Below are 591 nucleotides of genomic sequence, written 5' to 3' on the forward strand. Positions count from 1 at the left end.
GCGCGCCGCACCAACCACACACTACACCCTTCGATAAGGAGAAAATCATGTTCCGTCGTTTCCGCACCACCCTGACCGTGCTGATTGCCCTGGCTATCGCATCCGTGCTGGCTCTGCGTCTGAAGAACAAGCAGGATGACCCCGAGCGCGGCGACGTGCCCGGCTGGGTCATGATCACCATGATGAGCGCCGTGCTGGTTGCCGCTATTCTGGCGATTGCTCAGCCCGCTCTGACCAAGATGTTCAACGACGCGATTGCTCTGGTTCACCAGTAATGCGTGAGCCCCGCATCGCTTCTGAGCTGACTGCCGCTGAGCTTTCCTCCGCGGAATATTCTGTGGAGGATAGCGAGCGCGGTGACGCCAGCACGGAATTCGTCATGGTTGGTGCCCTGCTGGTGTTGCTGACCATGGCGATTCTGCAGGTTTCTTTCGCCCTGTATGCACGAACGATGTTGGTGGATGCTGCGGCGGCTGGGGCACGTTACGGTACGATGCGTGACCGCACTCCGCAGGAGGGCATGGAGCGTACCCGTCAGATGATTGAGGGGGTTCTTCCGTCCTCGTACGCTGAGAACATTTCGTACCGTCA

General features: G+C 59.2%; 2 protein-coding genes. Both read left to right on the top strand.

Translation table 11 applies throughout. The annotated features are described in order from the left end of the window. Positions 1-47: 47 nt before the first annotated feature. Positions 48-275: a hypothetical protein gene (locus tag AB8E48_RS08965; protein ID WP_005505403.1), complete on the top strand. Its 228-nt coding sequence runs from the start codon at positions 48-50 to the stop codon at positions 273-275. Next, positions 275-591 (top strand): TadE family protein (locus AB8E48_RS08970; RefSeq protein WP_368886483.1); only part of this gene is annotated, 317 nt, incomplete at its 3' end. The genes AB8E48_RS08965 and AB8E48_RS08970, both read left to right, overlap by 1 nt.

Source organism: Rothia mucilaginosa, from assembly GCF_964211445.1.
GTDB lineage: Bacteria > Actinomycetota > Actinomycetes > Actinomycetales > Micrococcaceae > Rothia > Rothia mucilaginosa_E.